Genomic DNA, 16,643 nt, shown 5'->3' with positions numbered 1-16,643 from the left:
TAACGGGGCGCAACATTACGCTAATTTACGCAAACAGCCCCGTGGCTACCGCCCAGCTTCGGCGGTATTTCACAGCTTTCCTGCCAGTAGGCGCAGCGTAAACGCAAGTCTCGGCCGCAGCAACGGCTTCATCGACTACCAGTTAGCAACCGATTTATTGAAAATATCGGTGATTATTTTGTTTGTCGTCGTCCGCACCGCCCCGGGGTCGTTGTTGATGGTGGCGATGTTGCGGTCGGCCGAGTAGTCGTCAAAGTTCTGGAATATCTGCTCGAAGCTCTGCTTGTCGTCCTTGGTGTTCGTAAAGCGGATTTTCACCTGAATGGTGAGGCGGTTGGAGCCCGCCTGGTCCACGCCGTCAACCTTTTGGATGGAAGCCGGCGCGAAATCAAACGCCACGATGGAGCCATCAAACTGCAGGTCGCCGTCGCGCGGCACCAACTGCAGGTTGGTGTTGCGCTGGAAGTAGTCTTTCAGGTCCTCGGTGAAGCGCTGCGTGAGGAAAGCCGGGCCCGTGGGCGCGCTGTTTTGGATGGTGCCAATGGAAATGGTGCGCACTGCTGGGTCGATGTTGGTGCCGTTGAACGAGTAGATGCCGCAGCCACTCAGCACCAAGACAAAGGGCAACAGCCACACCCACGCCGCTGCCTTACACTTGCTCCAGGTCATATTGCTTCAGTTTACGGTATAAGGTGCGCTCCGAAATGCCCAAATCATGGGCCGCATACTTGCGCTTGTTGTTATGCTTTTTCAACGCCTTGAGTATCATTTCGCGTTCCTTCACGTCCAGCGAAAGGGTTTCTTCCTCGGTTTCGTGCGGAATGTCCTCTACCGGGGCTTCCTCGTCGTAACCGCTGGTGGGCTCGTTGTTGTAGGTGCTGGGCGCGGGCGGCAGGAAGTATTCGGCGCCCGCCCCGCTTTCAAACGCGCCGGCCGGGCCGGTATTGTTGAACAAGTGGCTATTCTGCCGCAGCAATTCCTGGGCCTCGTGCGGGCGCTGGCCGGTGGCCATTTCCAGCACCATTTTCTTCAGGTCCGTCATGTCGCGCCGCATGTCGAACAGGATTTTATAGAGCAGGTCGCGCTCTGAGTAGCCGGCCGTCGTGCCCTCAGGGGCGCCTGGGCCCAGCAGCATGGGCAGGCGGCTGGTCTGGTCCTGCGGCAGGTAGGGCGCCAGGCGGCGGGCGTCCAGCTCGCGCTCGGTTTCCAACACGGAAATCTGCTCGGCGATATTCTTGAGTTGGCGGATGTTGCCGGGAAAGCGAAAACGCGTCAGCGCCTGCACCGCGTCGGGCATGAGCGTGATGGGCCGGGTCCGGTAGCGCTCAGCCGAGTCGGAAGCAAACTTGCGGAACAGTAAGTAGATATCCTCGCCGCGCTCACGCAGCGGTGGAACCGTAATGGGCACCGTGTTGAGGCGGTAGTACAGGTCCTCGCGGAAAGTGCCGGCCTGCACGCGGTCAAGCAAATTCACGTTGGTAGCGGCCACCACGCGCACATCGGTCTTCTGGACTTTGGAGGAACCCACGCGAATGAACTCGCCATTCTCCAACACGCGCAACAGGCGCGCCTGGGTGCCCAGCGGCATCTCGCCGATTTCGTCCAGGAAGATGGTGCCGCCGTTGGTCACTTCGAAATAGCCCTTGCGGGCCTCGTTGGCGCCGGTGAAGGAGCCTTTCTCGTGGCCGAACAGTTCCGAGTCGATGGTGCCTTCGGGAATGGCGCCGCAGTTGATGGCAATAAATTGCCCGTGCTTGCGCGGCGACAAGGCGTGGATAATCTTGGAAAACGACTCCTTGCCCGACCCGCTTTCGCCGGTGATGAGCACCGTCATGTCAGTGGGCGCGACTTGTGCGGCCACCTGGATGGCGTAGTTCAGCGCCGGGGCGTTGCCGATGATGCCAAACCGGAGCTTGATGGATTGAATTTCAGAAGGTGTCAAGGTCAGCGTATTTTATATTAAGCGGCCACCTGCAAGTGCGCCCGGGGCGCAGGAATGTCCCGGCCTAGCTCAGTGGCAAAGTCCATCCATTCCTGAATAACAACAAGGGCATTCGCTAACGCTTCCCGTTGGGTGGGGCCGTCGGCCATGCAGCCCGGCAAATCCGGCACTTCCACGATGAATGCCTGGTCATCGGCACTCCAATAAAGAATCACCGGGTATTGATGAGGAGCGAACATATAACTGGCTGGAAGGGGAGTTAAAGGCTGTCGAATTCAAATGCTGCGGCATTGTCAAGCAACATTTTACGCACTTGTTTGGCTTGGTAAGGCTTGACTTTGTTGCCGGTGGTTGGTTGAAGGTTGAGTAAATCAGCGACGCTGGTTTTTCCGAACAGATGATGGCTGCCCTTAATTCGCTGCGTGAACCCGAGTAGTTTCAGCAACACGCACAGCGCGGCAAAATCGATATCATTGTCGTGCTGACCGGAGAGTAGCCGCGCCAGAAACTTTTGCCGTTGGCTCATACCGCCTCGCCCAGCAGCGCCGCGCCGGTCGTGCTGGTAGCCAGCACATCCACGTAGTCGCCTTTCTTGAAGTTTTGCTTTGGGAAGATGACAACTTGGTTCTGGCTGTTGCGGCCGCTCAGGTGCTCAGCCGAGCGTTTGGAGGGGCCCTCCACCAGCACGCGGTGCACCTTGCCCACCATGCGAGCGTAGCGGGCGCGGGCGTGCACCTGCTGCCGGTCGATAACTTCCTGCAGGCGGCGCTTCTTTGTTTCCAAGGGAATGTCGTCTTCCAGCTTGCGGGCGGCCAGCGTACCGGGGCGCTCCGAGTAGAAGAAATTGTAGCCCATGTCGTACTGCGCGAAGTCGATGAGCGTGAGCGTGTCCTGGTGCTCCTCCTCGGTTTCGGAGCAAAAGCCCGAAATCATGTCGGTAGAAATGGCGCACTCCTCGCCCAAAATGCGACGGATGGCCTGCACCCGCTCCTCGTACCAGGGCCGGTCGTAGGTACGGTTCATCAGGGCCAGCACGCGGGAGTTACCGCTTTGGGCGGGCAGGTGGATGTATTTGCAGATGTTCTCGTGGCGCGCCATGGTGTGCAGCACCTCGTCGGTGATGTCCTTGGGGTGCGAGGTGGAGAAGCGCACCCGCAGCGCGGGGCTGATGAGGGCGACGCGCTCCAGCAGTTGGGCGAAATTGACGTGCTCCAGCCCATCGGCGCTGGCCCACTTGTAAGAGTCCACGTTTTGGCCCAGCAGGGTTACTTCCCGGTAGCCAGCGTCCAGCAGCGACTGGGCTTCCTGGACGATGCTGTGGGCGTCGCGGCTGCGCTCGCGGCCGCGGGTGAAGGGCACCACGCAGAACGAGCACATGTTGTCGCAGCCGCGCATGATGCTGATAAAAGCCGAAACGCCGTTGGAGTTGAGGCGCACCGGCGTGATGTCGGCGTAGGTTTCTTCACGGCTGAGGAGCACGTTCACGCCTTTCTGGCCGCCGTCTACCTGGCTGATGAGCCCGGGCAGGTCGCGGTAGGCGTCGGGGCCCACCACGAGGTCCACGATTTTCTCTTCCTCCAGAAACTTGCTTTTCAGACGCTCGGCCATGCAGCCGAGCACGCCCACCAGCATGTCGGGCTTGCGCTTCTTGTGTGAGTTGATTTGCGAAAGGCGCATGCGCACGGTCTGCTCGGCCTTCTCGCGGATGGAGCAAGTGTTGAGCAGCACGAGGTCGGCATTGGCGAGGTCGTCGGTGGTGTCGAAGCCTTCGTCGAACAAGATGCTCGATACGATTTCGGAGTCCGAGAAATTCATCTGGCAGCCGTAGCTCTCAATGTAGAGCTTGCGCTGGCGACCGGTGCGGGTAGCCGCCGTCACGCGCACTTCGCCGCTGGGCGTAGCCTCGGCGGTCGGGGCGGCTTTGTCTAAAAAATCAAGGGTTAACAGGGCTTGGGGCATAACTAAAGCGCGTTTCGGCGGAGGACAAAGATACGCCCGCCAAAGCTAAAATGACAGAATGGCAGGGATTAATGGTTAATGATTAGCGGTTAGTGATTAACGACTATTGGTAGAAATTTGAGTCACTACCATTACTCATTAACCGCTCACCGTTAGTCACTAATCACCGTCTCAAGCACTTGTAGCAAAGCTTTGGCTTTCAACAAACATTCCTCGTATTCGCGTTCGGGGTCGGAATCGTAGGTGATGGCTGAGCCTACTTGAAAGCTAAGGTAACCGGTGTCGGCCCGGTATTGTAGGCTGCGGATGACGACGTTTAGTTCGAAGTTGCCCGTGGGCTCCACGTAACCGATGCTGCCGCTGTAGAGGCCGCGGCGGCTGTTTTCGTAGTGCTCAATCAGCTGCATGGCCCGGACTTTGGGCGCGCCCGTCATGGAGCCCATGGGGAAGGTTGCGCGCAGCACGTCCGGTAAACCGGTGTTGGGGGCGAGGTCGGCTTCTACCGTCGAAATCATTTGCCAGAGGTGGCGGAAGGGGTAGAGGCCGAACAACTCGGGCACGCGCACGGTGCCGGTCAGGGCCACGCGGGCCAGGTCGTTGCGCACCAGGTCCACTATCATCAGGTTTTCGGCGCGCTCTTTTTCGTCGTGGAGCAGCCGGTCGCGTTGTTGCTCGTCTTCGGCCGGCGTGGTGCCGCGCCGGATGGTGCCCTTGATGGGTTGGGAAATAATCTGACCGCCGCGCCGGGACAGAAACCGCTCCGGGGAGGCGCACAGCAAGTAGTGCTCGTGCCAGCGCACGAAACCGGCGAAGGGGGCAGGCGAGGCCTCCATCAACCGCCAAAACACCTCAAGCGGGTCAAGGTCCACGTTTTCGGCGTAAAATTCGTGACAGAGGTTGAGTTCGTACACCTCACCGTTGAGAATGTCTTCGCGAATGTCCTGCACGGCCCGCAGGTAATCAGCTTTTGGCAGGCGGGGGCGCAGGGCCGGAACTTGCGGCGGGCCGGTCACGGCCACCGACTGACCCAGGATTTGCGCGAGCACCCCGCCGGTTTGACCATGAATTTCCACCGCATCATCGGTCCACCGCAGCCAGGTTTGTGGGGTGAAAAAGTGCAGCCGGGGCCAGGCAAACCCCGCAAAATTCTCGCTAGTCAACGCCTCTATCTCGTTCTTGACGTCATAGGTTACAAAGCCGAACTGCGGGCTTGCAGGCGGGTTTGGCGAGGCCTCAGGGGCCTGTAAATCAGCCAGTGAATGCACGGCTGGGGCATCGGCATGGGCCACGGCCAGCAGGCGCTCGAAGGTACCGTGCGGGTAGGCGAGCCCGTTGGGCTCGAAGTAGGCGCAGTGTGCAAAACCCGCCGCCCAGCGCAACGCCTGCTCCCGAAAGGTGGCGGGCAGCTCAGTTAGCGCAACGGTAAGGACGGGAGGGGAAGTAGACACAGATGGGGTAAATGAGTGGGGCAACGGAAGCGAAACAAACTGCGCCGCCAGTTAGCCTTATTTCAGCTCCCGAAGGGCCAGGCTGGCTTTGGCGTCGGTGCTGTTTTTGTATTCGTGCCAGGGGTAACGCAGCGCCTTTTCAAAATAGAACCGGGCCTGGGCTTTTTTTCCGGCTTGCTGCGCCATGTAGCCTTGTTGCAAGGCGGCTTGCGGCGCGAAGTAGTACGGCGCCTTGGGGCCGGCAATGGTCTGAGTGCGCTCGAAATAAAACCAGGCCGAATCGAGCCGGCCCAGGCCCTGGTAGGCGCGGGCGCGCCGGTAGGGTTCTTCAATGCGGTCGCGCCAGAGCGTGGCGGGCGTCACCTGGAAGCGCCGCAGCGTAGCCAGCGCCTCCTGGTTGTAGCCGCCGTCAATCTGGAGCCGGGCGCGGGTCAGAACGGGGTGGAGGGCTTGGGCCTCGTCGTAATAATGCTGGGCGTAATTGTCCTCTTCCACATCCGCAGGGCCAGACGTGTTGATTTGCGCCCGGTAATGGGCCATGCACGCAGCCGGCTGGCCGCCCAGCCACGCGGCCAAATAGAGCTTAAAAGCTGCATCCTTGCGGTAATGCTGGCCCTTGTAGTCGCGCAAAAAGGCCAGGTTCTCGCGTTCCGAAGCGGCGTAGTCGTCCTGGTAAAGCAGCAGGTCGGCGGCCATGTGGCGCAGGTAAGGCACCGGTAAGTAGCCCGGCCCCGTAGGCCGTGCCCGGAAGGCGGCCAGCGCGGCCTCGCCGCGGTGCTGGCGCTTGTGGACGCTGATGAGCAGGTAATAATAAAGCAGGTTGCCAGGCTGTTGCGCCACCAAGTGCTCGGTGAGGCGCAAGGCTTCTTCGGGTTTCTTGTAATAGCTTTCCCGAATCAGGGCCTGGTAAATCTGGCTTTCGGTTTGGAAGTCGTTGGGCTGGGCGGCGGCTGACGCCAGGTTCTTAAGGCCGGTTTCGACGTTGGCCGACAAACCCAGCAGGCGCAGCAGCCAGTGGTAACCCTGCGGCAAAGAGCCCACCGCGAATTCGCAGACGCCCAACGTTTTGCGGGCGGGGAGAAACGACGGGTAGCGCTTCACCACCGCCTGCATCTGGTGGAAGCCACTGCGCAGGTGGTAGCCGCCCACCATTAAGTGTTTGAATAGCAATTCGCTCAGGCCTAGGTGCAGGGTGATTTCGGCGCGGGCATAGTCTCGCAGCGCACTGGCGGGCGCCTTTTCCAACGCTGCCAAATGAGATTCCTGCGCTTCAACGAGCGTTTCGTAGCGGCTTTCGTCCTGGGTGATGACGAGTTCGAGAAAGTCGGCATAGTTGGCCACCAGCAGGGGCGCCGGCGCCGAGGGAGTTTTCACCAGTTCTTGCCGCAGCAGTTCTCGCGCCGGCTGCAAACGCAGCTTGAACACCTCGGCGTAGGCCGCTCGGCTTGTGGCCGTGAGCTGCTCGGTGCCCTTCTCGGCCACGGTCGAGAGCTCGGCGGCTTGGGGTGGCGGCGTGGCGGCCATTAACCCGCCTGCCAACAGCCCAAGGGCCCCCAACCGCCACCCCAACAGCGCAGCCAGCCTTGGCCGCGCAACACGCATACGTTGGAGAACTCGGGCCAAAATTGCCATGGGGGTTAACAAAAAAGGAACGACACCAAGCCGTTCCTTTTTTACGAATTACTTCACGTAGTCAGATTTTTGGGTAGTCCAAAAGTCCAGCTTAGACGGCGCGGGCTTCCACGTCGGCCAGGATGCGGCCGCAGTGCTCGCACACGATGATTTTCTTGTGGGAGATGATGTCGGCCTGGCGCTGGGGCGGCACCGTGTTGAAGCAGCCGCCGCAGGCGTCGCGGCGCACCAGCACCACGGCCAAGCCGTTGCGCACGTTGCCGCGAATGCGGGTGTAGGCCGTCAGCAGGCGCTCTTCCACGGGCTTCGTGGCCTCTTCGCGCTGGGCCATGATGCCGCGCTCTTCTTCCTCGTTCTCGCCCACGATGGTGTCGAGCTCGGATTTCTTGTTGTCCAGGTCTTTGCGACGCTCTTCCAGCTTTTGCTTCGTGCCGCTGATTTCCGCGTTTTTCACGTCAATCTGGTACTGCGACTCTTTGATTTTCTTGTCGGCAATCTGGATTTCCAGACGCTGCAGCTCAATTTCCTTGGCAATGGCTTCGAACTCGCGGTTGTTGCGCACGTTCTGCTGCTGCTCGTCGTACTTCTTGATGAGCGACTCGGCGTCTTTGCTGGCCTGCTTGCGGCTCTTGATGAAGTCGTTCAGGGCCTGAATTTCTTCGTCAAACTTCTTGACGCGCACTTCGTAGCCGGCAATTTCGTCTTCCAAATCCCGCACTTCCTCGGGCAAATCGCCGCGCACGCGCCGGATTTCATCGAGCTGCGAGTCGAGGTGCTGCAGGGTGAGCAGGGCTTCGAGCTTGGCGGCTACGGGAACGTCGGCGGGGGCCACGGCGGCACTTTTAGCAGTCATACTGAACGGGGTTCGTAGGGGTTTCGGCGATTAAGACCGCAAAAGTACGTCCAAATCCGGCCGTTAGCAAATCCCGAAACACCTCGCTGGTGAACTGTTCGCTCTCAAAATGGCCCACGTCGCACAGCATAAGCTGCCCTTCCGCCCCGAAAAACTCGTGGTACTTCACGTCGCCGGTCACGTAGGCATCGGCCCCGGCCGCCCGCGCCGCCCCAATGAGAAAAGCCCCCGCGCCGCCGCAGAGGGCCACGGTTCTTATCTCCTTCTCAAACGCGGTATGGCGCACCACGGGCACCAGCAACTGCTGCTTCAGCAATTGCCGAAAAGCGGCCGGCGCCAGCGGGGCCGGCAGTTCGCCCACCAGGCCAGCGCCCACTTCCTGGTGCACGTTTTCGAGCTTAATCAGTTCGTAGGCCACTTCCTCGTAGGGATGCGCCGCCCGCAGGGCCCGCAACACCGCCCCCTGACGATGCAGCGGCAGCAGCACCTCTATTCGCAGCTCGGGCACGGTTTCGGGCTGGTGGCGCGCGCCAATGGCCGGCTGCGCGCCCGCGCCGGGCGTGAACGTGCCGGTGCCTTCGGTCCGAAAGCTGCACTCGGCGTACTGGCCCACTTGGCCGGCGCCGGCGGCGTACAGGGCCGTGAGCACGCGGGTGGCCACGTCGGCTCGCTGGTTTTCGGGGCGGTTGGGCACGTAGGTGATGAGGCGGGCCAGGGTGCCGCGCTGCGGGGCCAGCACCCGGGGCTGACGCAGGCCCAGTTTTTCGGCCAGCTTGTCGTTGACGCCGCCGCGCACGTTGTCGAGGTTGGTGTGGGCGGCGTAGATGGCCACGTCGTTTTTGAGGGCCGCAATGATGGTTTGTTCGACTTCATTGGCCCCGGTCAGGCGTTTCAGCGGCCGGAAGATGACGGGGTGATGCGCCACCACCACGTTGCAGCCGCGGCGCACGGCCTCGGCCACCACGGCCGGGGTGCAGTCGAGGGCAATGAGGACGCCCGTGATTTGGGCATGGGGGTGGCCGCATTGCAGGCCGGCGTTGTCGTAGCTTTCCTGGTAGGCGAGGGGCGCAGCGGCTTCCAGCAGGGTGGCCAGTTCTTGAACGGTGGGGGATTTCATTTAACAAGTAGCAGTTATCATTTGACAGTTTGCTGGGGCATGATTGGCCAGCGGGTTCTCATCAGGAGTCCAAAGGTGACCCTGACGAATTATTAAATGTTGCTTGATACCTGTTAAATGTCGAAGCAGCCGGTTAAATGTCAAAGCAGCCGGCCCAGTGTTGCTACGTATTGCGCCACGTTTTCGGCCACGGCACGCCGCTGATACTGCATGAGGTAGCGGGGGTGGTCGAGGACGATAATTTCCTTGAAGAGCTTCAATTCATCGTTCAGGCGTTGAAAGAAAATGCCGTTGCGTTTGCCCAGGCTTACGGCCACGTCGGTGCGCAGGCCCAGGTGTTGAACCTGCTGGCTCACGGAGGCTTGCATGTCGGGCCACAGCGCTTTGGTCAGGGCCGGCGAGTCGTAGTAATTGTAATTCAACCCCTCGCGCAGCAACACCAGCGGGTACACCGAGCCCAGGTAGAAATGCTCGTAGAAAGCCGCCGGCCCGCCCAGCTCGGCAATGACCCGGTAGATGAACTGGCTGGATATTTCGGGGCGCTGTGGAGGCAGCGTATGGCTGATGCCGCAGTGCTGGTGCAGGGCGGCTGGGTCGGTGAAGGCGAGGCCGGTGCGGCCCATGCCGAGGCGTCCGGGGTTGATGCCCAGCACGGCTACCCGGGGCTTCGAGCCCACGTAATATTTCTCTGAAAACTGACGCAGCAGCTCATGCACTGCGGGCTCGCGAAAAGGACTTTGGGCCTCTACGCCGGTGGGCAACCCCGTGGGCAGCGGAAATGTGGAGAGGAACCGCAGGAGTTGTTCGGAGAAGGTAGACACTGCTTGATGATGGAATAGACGTTTTCAACCCCTTGTTTTCACTTAGTACGGGCCAGCAGCTGGCTGGTGCTGCGGAACTGGCCCAGCGGCAACACCACCGCTACCGCCCCCGGACCCACCGAGACGCGGCTGAGCAGCGGATACAAGTCCCGGCGGCCGTGCCGATGGTGCGCTGCGAACTGGAAGCCGTCGAAAAGCAGCAGGAAGCCGCCTTGTAGCAGCAAGGAGTTGCCGTAGCCCCGCCAGCGCGCCGACGAGCCAGACGCGGTTGGGTTGCGGCCCTTTTCCCGCAGGTACAGGCCCGTGGCCATGTAAGCCACATCGAGGCCGGCGTTGAGCAGGTAGAGATTTTCCAGGCGGAGCTGGCTGCGCACGGCGCCGGCGCGGTTGGGTGGGGGCTGGCGAGCGGCGCGGCGAGCGGCGAGCAGGCCCGTGCCGGCCAGCGCCAGGTTCACGGCCCCCCAGCCCACATTCATCTGGTGGAAATAATGGGCCGAGCCGTCGGTGGAGCCTAAGGATGCGCCGCTTACCAGCAAATTGCCCGCGGCCCAGGCACCCAACACCGTCAAGCCGCGCCGGTCCAGGCGAGCCTGTTCGGAGGCGAAAGCAGCTGGCCCAGCGGCCGAACGGCTGAGGGAATCTGGTGCCGGCTGCTGCGCCAACAACGGCAGCGGCAAAGCCAGCAGGACGCCAGCGAGGGTGGTTAGAAAGCGCATAACGGAGGAGTTTACGGCAAGGCCGGTGGCTACCAACCGGCCCGAGGCAACTTTGTGTAGCCAGCCCAACCGCGGCCGTACTTTTGCAGTCTTTTCCCGCGGCTTTTCTTTTGCGCATGCGCTCTGTGTTGGTTTTTTTGCTGTTGCCGTTTTCCTGGGTGTATGCCGGGGCGATGGCCTTGCGCAACTGGCTGTACGACGCGGGCTGGAAAACCTCGGCCACGTTTGCCGTGCCCCTGCTCAACGTGGGCAACCTGCGCGTGGGCGGAACCGGCAAAACCCCGCACGTGGCGTGGTTGGTCGAAGAATTGTTGCGGCAGGGGCACCGCCCTGCCATTCTCAGCCGGGGCTATGGCCGGCGCACCCGCGGCCCCCGCGTGGCCACCCCCGCCGACTCGGCCGCCACGGTGGGCGACGAACCGTGGCAGTACTGCCAGCAGTTCTCGGGGGCTCACGTGCCCGTGGCCGTGGCCGAATCCCGCCGGCGGGGCCTGCAGCTACTGCTGCAGGCGCACCCCGAAACCACGGTCGTGGTGCTCGACGATGCCTACCAGCATCGGGCCGTGCGCCCCACCCTCAACGTGTTGCTGACGGAATGGGCCAGGCCTTTTGACAAGGACCACGTGCTGCCGGCCGGCCGCTTGCGCGAGAGCCGCCGCGGAGCCAGCCGCGCCGACGTCGTCATTCTGACCAAATGCCCTGTTGATTTGCCCGCCGCCGCCCAGGCCGCCGCGGTGGAGCGCCTGCGTCCCTACCTGCGCGCCCGGACCCCCGTGTTTTTTTCGGCTTATGCCTACGGCGAGCCCCGGGCCATAGCCGCAACGTCGGAGCCTTTGGTTGCAGCCCCTTCGGCCTCGTTGGCAACGCCGCCTGGCGGGGCGCCGGCCCTGCTGCTCACGGGCATTGCCCAGCCGGGACCGCTGCGCGAATACCTCGAGGGGCAAGGCTACGCCATCCGGTTCCACGCTCGGTTTCCCGACCATCACGCCTTTCTGCCCACCGACTTGGCGGCCTTGCGCGGGCATTGGCAGCCGGGCTGGCCTATTTTTACCACCGAAAAGGATGCCACGCGCCTGCAAGGTGCCGACATTCGGCCTGTGCTGACGGGGTTGCCGCTCTACACTATTCCGGTGCAGGTGGCGTTCCTGGGCAAGGGAGCCGCGTTGCTGCGCCAATTCCTGCCCGACGCGCCCCGGCCGCGTTCCTGAAATTTACCCTGACATTGCCGACGCTCCCGCGGGTGTTTCGGCGTATTAGTTATCTGTTTGAAGGCATTACGCAACGGATTCTTGCCACCTGTATCCCGCTTCTGGCTCGCTGCCTGGCTATTGTTTGTATTGATGCTCTTGGGGCCCGCCAGCGGCTGGGCCCAAGTGGTCGACGATTCCACCAAGGTGTTGTACGGCCCCAAAACCACGCGCGTCATCTACGAAGCCGAGGTGCTGCGCGACTCCACCTCGGGCACGCCCCTCGACACCACCCTGACGCGCTGGCCCCAGGAACGGTTCTGGATGCACGACACCACCTTTCAACAGGACCTGGGGGCCGTGGGCACGGCGTCGCGCCCGCTGCTGTACCAACCCAACTTTCAGTTGGGGGCCCGCTTCGGGCGCAACGTGTTCGACAAATACGCCCGCGATGCCTCTTCGGTGGCGTACTACGACTCCCGGTCACCCTATTCGTTCTTTCGGGTGGTGCAATCGGGGGCCGGCGAACAAGTGTTTGAAATCAGCTACAGCCGCAGCCTAAAGAAAAATTTCAGCATCGGCCTGGCGTATGAGCGCATTGCTTCAAACAAAATACTGGGCGTGCTCCGCAACCGCGATGGCCTGGTGGAGCATTCTAACCTGCTCTTGTTTGGGCGCTACCAGAACGACGACGAGCGTTACCACCTGCTCTTCAACGTGAGCAACGTGAGGCACCGGGCCATCGAGCAGGGCGGCATCTGGCCCATTACCACCACCACGCGCCTGCCTTCGGGAGAAGACAGCATCATCGGCCAAACCCGCCCGCGGGACCTGTTTAACTACGACCAGGAGCGCGTCTACCTCACGCAAGCGGCCAACAACGAGGACCGCGACGAGCTGTATTTCACCCAGACTTATCGGCTGTTGGACCGAGGTCTCACCCTGTACCACACCTTCGACGCCAAGCGGCAGTACAACAACTACTCCGACCAAGCCCTGCGCCCGCGTGAAGACCCCGGCTTCTTTTACCCCCGGGTGTTGCGCAGCGAGACCAATACCCTCGACCGAGCCGAATTCAGGCAAGTAGAAAACACGCTGGGGGTACTGGGCCGCACCAAGTCTGTGGAATACCGGCTGTATGCCCGGGACCGAATTGCCAGTCTCACCAGTCAAACATTGGAGCAAGGCGCTACCGCCGCGAACCTCCGCTTGACCCGGATACCGACTCGTAACTTCAACGAGGTGTTTTTTGGGGGCACGGCGGCCTTTAACTACCGCACCATTTATGCGGTGGAAACGTCTGGCGAAATTCACCCTTTATCCTTCACCGACGACTCTTATTCCAGCCCCGAGTATTGGCTGCGGGGTTCCATCCGAACCGGGCCCTTTTCGGTGGAAGCAATCAGCAACTCGTACGTGCCAACGCTGACGCAGCAGGAGTTTGTGGGTAACCACTATGAGTGGCACCATTTGCCCGGCACCAATAACGAATTCAGGAACACCAACACCAATCAACTAATGGGGCGGGTGCAACTGAAACTGTCCGATTTTGGTGTATTCACTAATCAACGGTTCGAAGCCAGCGGGGGTGTGGTAAACATCATCGACCTGGTGTATTACAACACTGCGGGGGAGCCTGAGCAAATTTCTGATGCTCGCAACCTCGTCATTGGCTTTGCCCGTCACCAGGTCAAAATAGGCCGGGTTAGTTTTGATAATCAGGCTACCTACACCCGTGGCGGAGACGTAAATGGCATTCGTATTCCGAGCCTGGTCACCAATTCGCGGGTGTATTACGAAAGCTACATTTTCAAAAAAGCGTTGTTTAGCCAAGTAGGCGCCGAGGTTTATTTTCAGTCCCGATACAAAGCCTTCGATTACAGCCCCAGCACCCAGCAGTTTTATCAGCAAAACCATTTCACTATCCGCAGTTACCCGGTGGCCAACGTGTTTTTTGTGGCCGATATCAAAGCCGTTTCGGTGTTCCTGAAAATGGCTTATGTCAACCAAGGCATTCACCGCGATGGCTATTTTACCACGCCCTATTACACGGGTTATCCGCGGCGGTTTCAACTGGGTGTGAAGTGGAATTTCTTTAATTAATTAATTATTAGGTGATGAAAGAGAAAACCATCCTTAAGTTAAAGCTCAATACCGACCCGCGTTGGGTAAACATCGCCGAGAAAAACATCGAAGAAATTCTGGTTGACCACGCGTGGTGCGAGCAGAAAGCCGCCAGCACCGGCATCAGCATGATTATCCATTACCCCGAGAAAACCCGACTCGTCGACGAGCTCACCGACCTGGTAGCCGAGGAGTGGAGCCACTTCGAAAGAGTGCTCCAAGAGCTGCGCAAACGCGGGTATCAGCTGGGCCGGCCGCGCAAAGACGAGTACGTGGTGCAGCTGCTGGCGCACGTGCGCAAAGGCGGCGCCCGCGAGCGTCAGCTCATGGACCAACTATTAGTTTCGGCCCTGATTGAAGCGCGTAGCTGCGAACGATTCAAATTGCTCTGGCAACACATCGCCGACCAGGAATTGAGCAAATTCTACTACGAATTAATGGTGTCGGAAGCGGCGCATTTCGTGAGCTACGTAGACTTGGCCAAAGAATATTGCGACCCAAAATTGGTAGACGAACGGCTGCAGGAATTATTAAAAATAGAAGGCGAAATAATTACGAACCTGCCTGTGCGTGACGACCGAATGCACTAATGCCTGCGGTGTAGTGAGGAGTTGTCATTGCGAGGCGCAGCCGTGGCAATCCTTCCTCGCTTAGCGACCAGCGTAATAATGTGAAAAGCCCCGGCGCTGCATAGTGCCGGGGCTTTCTTATTGAAGTTTATCACACTTCTAAGTTGGTCGCACGGAGAGGACGGATTGCCACGGCTGCGCCTCGCAATGACAACTCCTCATTCCTATTTCTTCCACCTCATCAAACCGCGGGCAGCACGGTGCCTCTAACCTCGCCAAAGCCAATGCGCACGCCTTCGCGCTCGGCGTAGCCGCGCATGGTCACGGTGTCGCCATCGAGCAGGAATTTGCGCTCCGTGCCGTCGGGCAATTGCACCGGACGGGTACCGCGCCACGCCAGCTCCAACATGGAACCCAGGGAATCGGGCGTGGGGCCGCTGATGGTGCCGGAGGCGTACAGGTCGCCGGCCTCAAGGTTGCAGCCGTTGGAGGCGTGGTGGGTGAGCTGCTGGGCCATGCTCCAGTACATCAGGCCGAAATTGGTGCGGCTGAGGGTGGTTTCAGCGCCATCGGCCGGCGTGAGGGCTACTTCGAGGTGGATGTCGAAGTTGTGCGCGCCGCTGTGGTTCAAATAGGGCAGGGGCGTGGGTTCTTGGACCGGGCCCGCCACGCGGAACGGCTCCAGGGCATCGAGCGTCACGACCCACGGCGCCACGCTGCTGCCGAAGTTTTTGCCCAAGAACGGCCCTAGCGGCACGTATTCCCAGCTTTGCAAGTCGCGGGCGCTCCAGTCGTTGAACAGGCACAGGCCAAAGATGTGGTCCTCGGCATCGTCGATGGCCACGGGGCTGCCGAGCGCGGTGCCGGTGCCCACCACAAAGGCCATTTCCAGCTCAAAATCGAGCTGGCGGCTGGGGCCGAAAGTCGGAGTGGCTTCGTCGGGGGCTTTGCGCTGGCCGTTGGGGCGGCGGAGGGCGGTGCCCGACACCACGATGCTGCTGGTGCGGCCGTGGTAGCCAATGGGCAGGTGGCGCCAGTTGGGCAGCAGCGCGTTGGCGGGGTCCCGGAACATGGTGCCCACGTTGGTGGCGTGCTCGATGCTGCTGTAAAAATCGGTGTAGTTGGCCGGCTTCACGGGGCGCAGCATGCGCACCTCGGTTTGGCGGAGCAGGCAAGCGCGCACGGCTTCCTCGTTGTCGCGCAGGCGGGGTTCGTCGTGGCGCAGCAGTTCGCTTACGCGCTGGCGTACGGCCCGCCAAGCGGGGCGGCCCAGGCGCAAAAACGCGTTGAGGGAGCGGCGGCGAAATACCTTGGGCAGGGCCTCGCCCAGTTCGGTTAAGTCCTCAAAAAAGCCGAATTGGCTGGCGGCGTACAGGTCCAGGACGTAGCCGCCGATGGCAATGCCCAGGTGCGGGCCCCGCTCGTCGGTTTCGAACACGCCGAAGGGCAGGTTTTGGATGGGGAAGTCGCTTTCGGGCCGAATGTCAATCCAGGAGTGGAGGGTGGGCGAGGTGGGCGTGATGGCCATGCGGAAGCTGAAGTAGAAAGTATGAGCGCAAAAGTAGGCGCAGCGGCCGCTTGCATGGTTCTGCTTGATTCGATGGCCGTTTATACCAACATTGCGTCCCTATCCTTTCCACCCTTTTCCGTATGATTCATCCCGACACCGAGCTGCGGTTTATCAGCACCGAAATCGGCTTTGGCGTGGTCGCCACCAAACTTATTCCCAAAGGCACCATCACCTGGGCGTTCGACACGCTCGACCAAATCATCACCCCGCACGCCCTGGAGCAGATGCACGCCTTGCAAAAAGTGTATCTGGAAAAGTATTGTTACCGCGACCACAACGGCGACTACGTGCTGTGCGGCGACCATTCGCGGTTCGTGAACCACAGCTTTCGGTCGAGCTGCATCAGCACGGCTTACAACTGCGAACTGGCCGTGCGCGACATCCACCCCGGCGAAGAGCTGACTGATGACTACGGCTACCTCAACCCCTCCGAGCCCTTCGACTGTCTGCCCGAGCCCGGCAGCACCCGCACCCAAGTGCTGCCCGACGACCTCCTGAATTTCCACGCCGAATGGGACGCGCAGCTGCTGGAAGCCTTCAAAGAATTCAACCACGTGGAACAGCCCTTGCTGGACTTGCTAGAGCCCGAGCAGCGCGACCAAGTACTGGCCGTAGCCGATGGCAAGGCGCCCATGGAGTCCATCCTGACCTGCTATTACCGCGAAACGGTTGGGTAAGCCTCGTTGAGCTAAGCAGTAGCGCGAA

Annotated in this window: 16 protein-coding genes; 4 read left to right on the top strand and 12 right to left on the bottom strand. The window is 60.8% G+C overall.

Features of this window, described 5'->3' with window-relative positions:
- Positions 1 to 135: 135 nt before the first annotated feature.
- From VF629_RS21160 to VF629_RS21110, 11 genes are all read right to left on the bottom strand, one after another.
- The gene (locus tag VF629_RS21160) at positions 136 to 669 is read right to left on the bottom strand and encodes an LptE family protein (protein WP_331060502.1); all 534 of its coding nucleotides are present in this window, start codon (positions 667 to 669) and stop codon (positions 136 to 138) included.
- Positions 650 to 1,942 carry a sigma-54 dependent transcriptional regulator gene (locus VF629_RS21155; protein ID WP_331060501.1) on the bottom strand — a complete coding sequence of 431 codons (1,293 nt, stop codon included), beginning with the start codon at positions 1,940 to 1,942 and terminating at the stop codon, positions 650 to 652. The genes VF629_RS21160 and VF629_RS21155 overlap by 20 nt, the downstream gene beginning before the upstream one ends.
- A gap of 17 nt (positions 1,943 to 1,959) precedes the next feature.
- Positions 1,960 to 2,181 (bottom strand): type II toxin-antitoxin system HicB family antitoxin, encoded by a 222-nt coding sequence (locus VF629_RS21150; RefSeq protein ID WP_331060500.1) that lies wholly within the window; start codon positions 2,179 to 2,181, stop codon positions 1,960 to 1,962.
- Positions 2,182 to 2,201: 20 nt separating this feature from the next.
- A complete protein-coding gene (locus tag VF629_RS21145; protein ID WP_331060499.1) occupies positions 2,202 to 2,468 on the bottom strand; it encodes a hypothetical protein in 267 nt (88 codons plus the stop codon).
- Positions 2,465 to 3,901: a tRNA (N6-isopentenyl adenosine(37)-C2)-methylthiotransferase MiaB gene (miaB, locus tag VF629_RS21140; RefSeq protein ID WP_331060498.1), complete on the bottom strand. Its 1,437-nt coding sequence runs from the start codon at positions 3,899 to 3,901 to the stop codon at positions 2,465 to 2,467. Before miaB ends, VF629_RS21145 begins: the two co-directional genes overlap by 4 nt.
- Positions 3,902 to 4,053: 152 nt before the next feature.
- Complete coding sequence (locus VF629_RS21135; RefSeq protein WP_331060497.1) at positions 4,054 to 5,349, bottom strand: anthranilate synthase component I family protein; 1,296 nt, start codon at positions 5,347 to 5,349, stop codon at positions 4,054 to 4,056.
- A 57-nt stretch (positions 5,350 to 5,406) separates the two neighbouring features.
- The gene (locus VF629_RS21130; RefSeq protein WP_331060496.1) at positions 5,407 to 6,873 is read right to left on the bottom strand and encodes a DUF3808 domain-containing protein; all 1,467 of its coding nucleotides are present in this window, start codon (positions 6,871 to 6,873) and stop codon (positions 5,407 to 5,409) included.
- Positions 6,874 to 7,072: 199 nt separating this feature from the next.
- Positions 7,073 to 7,834, bottom strand: coding sequence for a zinc ribbon domain-containing protein (locus VF629_RS21125; protein WP_331060495.1), 762 nt, complete (start codon positions 7,832 to 7,834; stop codon positions 7,073 to 7,075).
- Positions 7,824 to 8,951, bottom strand: coding sequence for a Nif3-like dinuclear metal center hexameric protein (locus VF629_RS21120; protein ID WP_331060494.1), 1,128 nt, complete (start codon positions 8,949 to 8,951; stop codon positions 7,824 to 7,826). Before VF629_RS21120 ends, VF629_RS21125 begins: the two co-directional genes overlap by 11 nt.
- 140 nt (positions 8,952 to 9,091) lie before the next feature.
- Complete coding sequence (locus VF629_RS21115; RefSeq protein WP_331060493.1) at positions 9,092 to 9,772, bottom strand: uracil-DNA glycosylase family protein; 681 nt, start codon at positions 9,770 to 9,772, stop codon at positions 9,092 to 9,094.
- Positions 9,773 to 9,810: 38 nt separating this feature from the next.
- Positions 9,811 to 10,488, bottom strand: coding sequence for a DUF6992 family protein (locus tag VF629_RS21110; RefSeq protein ID WP_331060492.1), 678 nt, complete (start codon positions 10,486 to 10,488; stop codon positions 9,811 to 9,813).
- Between the two features lie 116 nt (positions 10,489 to 10,604).
- On the opposite strand from VF629_RS21110, the gene lpxK reads away from it, so the two are divergent.
- The 3 genes from lpxK (at position 10,605) to VF629_RS21095 (ending at position 14,389) form a co-directional block, all read left to right on the top strand.
- A complete protein-coding gene (gene lpxK / locus VF629_RS21105) occupies positions 10,605 to 11,696 on the top strand; it encodes a tetraacyldisaccharide 4'-kinase (RefSeq protein WP_331060491.1) in 1,092 nt (363 codons plus the stop codon).
- A 132-nt stretch (positions 11,697 to 11,828) separates the two neighbouring features.
- Positions 11,829 to 13,778, top strand: a complete 1,950-nt coding sequence (locus tag VF629_RS21100) for a putative porin (RefSeq protein ID WP_331060490.1) — start codon at positions 11,829 to 11,831, stop codon at positions 13,776 to 13,778.
- Positions 13,779 to 13,792: 14 nt separating this feature from the next.
- Positions 13,793 to 14,389, top strand: a complete 597-nt coding sequence (locus VF629_RS21095; RefSeq protein ID WP_331060489.1) for a tRNA-(ms[2]io[6]A)-hydroxylase — start codon at positions 13,793 to 13,795, stop codon at positions 14,387 to 14,389.
- Between the two features lie 220 nt (positions 14,390 to 14,609).
- Here VF629_RS21095 and fahA read toward each other — a convergent pair whose 3' ends face one another.
- Positions 14,610 to 15,896, bottom strand: coding sequence for a fumarylacetoacetase (gene fahA, locus VF629_RS21090; protein WP_331060488.1), 1,287 nt, complete (start codon positions 15,894 to 15,896; stop codon positions 14,610 to 14,612).
- Positions 15,897 to 16,018: 122 nt separating this feature from the next.
- Here fahA and VF629_RS21085 point away from each other — a divergent pair, with 122 nt between their 5' ends.
- Positions 16,019 to 16,615 carry an SET domain-containing protein gene (locus VF629_RS21085; RefSeq protein WP_331060487.1) on the top strand — a complete coding sequence of 199 codons (597 nt, stop codon included), beginning with the start codon at positions 16,019 to 16,021 and terminating at the stop codon, positions 16,613 to 16,615.
- Positions 16,616 to 16,643 lie beyond the last annotated feature (28 nt).

This window comes from Hymenobacter sp., assembly GCF_036388155.1.
Lineage (GTDB): Bacteria > Bacteroidota > Bacteroidia > Cytophagales > Hymenobacteraceae > Hymenobacter.
The sequence above is the reverse complement of the archived record's forward strand: the minus strand, read 5'-3'. Positions and strand labels throughout refer to the sequence as shown.

Bases quoted from the DNA above. Each gene is read 5' to 3' on its own strand.
- VF629_RS21160 (WP_331060502.1), bottom strand. From the start codon at position 669: ATGACCTGGAGCAAGTGTAAGGCAGCGGCGTGGGTGTGGCTGTTGCCC.
- VF629_RS21150 (WP_331060500.1), bottom strand. From the start codon at position 2,181: ATGTTCGCTCCTCATCAATACCCGGTGATTCTTTATTGGAGTGCCGAT.
- VF629_RS21145 (WP_331060499.1), bottom strand. From the start codon at position 2,468: ATGAGCCAACGGCAAAAGTTTCTGGCGCGGCTACTCTCCGGTCAGCAC.
- miaB (WP_331060498.1), bottom strand. From the start codon at position 3,901: ATGCCCCAAGCCCTGTTAACCCTTGATTTTTTAGACAAAGCCGCCCCG.
- VF629_RS21130 (WP_331060496.1), bottom strand. From the start codon at position 6,873: ATGGCCGCCACGCCGCCACCCCAAGCCGCCGAGCTCTCGACCGTGGCC.
- VF629_RS21125 (WP_331060495.1), bottom strand. From the start codon at position 7,834: ATGACTGCTAAAAGTGCCGCCGTGGCCCCCGCCGACGTTCCCGTAGCC.
- VF629_RS21120 (WP_331060494.1), bottom strand. From the start codon at position 8,951: ATGAAATCCCCCACCGTTCAAGAACTGGCCACCCTGCTGGAAGCCGCT.
- VF629_RS21110 (WP_331060492.1), bottom strand. From the start codon at position 10,488: ATGCGCTTTCTAACCACCCTCGCTGGCGTCCTGCTGGCTTTGCCGCTG.
- lpxK (WP_331060491.1), top strand. From the start codon at position 10,605: ATGCGCTCTGTGTTGGTTTTTTTGCTGTTGCCGTTTTCCTGGGTGTAT.
- VF629_RS21100 (WP_331060490.1), top strand. From the start codon at position 11,829: ATGCTCTTGGGGCCCGCCAGCGGCTGGGCCCAAGTGGTCGACGATTCC.
- VF629_RS21095 (WP_331060489.1), top strand. From the start codon at position 13,793: ATGAAAGAGAAAACCATCCTTAAGTTAAAGCTCAATACCGACCCGCGT.
- fahA (WP_331060488.1), bottom strand. From the start codon at position 15,896: ATGGCCATCACGCCCACCTCGCCCACCCTCCACTCCTGGATTGACATT.
- VF629_RS21085 (WP_331060487.1), top strand. From the start codon at position 16,019: ATGATTCATCCCGACACCGAGCTGCGGTTTATCAGCACCGAAATCGGC.